Origin of the sequence: Streptomyces bobili, assembly GCF_002154575.1 — a bacterium.
Taxonomy (GTDB): Bacteria; Actinomycetota; Actinomycetes; order Streptomycetales; family Streptomycetaceae; genus Streptomyces; species Streptomyces bobili.
The window spans coordinates 1-411 of record NZ_MUBA01000938.1 but is presented as its reverse complement, the minus strand read 5'-3'; the positions used below and the strand labels follow the sequence as shown (position 1 = coordinate 411).

Genomic DNA, 411 nt, shown 5'->3' with positions numbered 1-411 from the left:
GTCCGGGCGCACCCGCCCGGAGGCGTTGTTGGGGCAGAAGTTGCCCTTGGTGGCGGCCACTTCCTTCCCGGCGGCATCCTTGACGGACACCTCCAGGAAGCCGGGCAGCCCGCTGAAGTCCTGCACGAGCCCGGCGGGCAGCGTCTTGGTCTTCACCTTCGTCCCGTCGCGCAGGATCTGCTGGGCGACGACGGGCGTCTTGTACGACTTGCGCGTCACCTTGAACTCCAGCGGCGCGTTCTCCACCTGGACGTAGGTGCCCAGGTCCAGGTAGACGCCGGGCGGCTCCCCCTCCCAGTTCCACCGGTCGAGCGTCACGGACTTCGACGCGGCGATCAGCTTGAGCTGCGGCACACCGGGCTTGGCGGCCTGCGGGGCCGCGCCGGCACCGGGAGCGGCCCCGGCGACGGC

1 pseudogene is annotated in these 411 nt (G+C 71.3%); it reads right to left on the bottom strand.

Going from position 1 to position 411, the window contains the following annotated elements:
• Positions 1–411 (bottom strand): annotated as a pseudogene (locus tag BZL64_RS38830) (lysyl oxidase family protein); the annotation flags it as partial.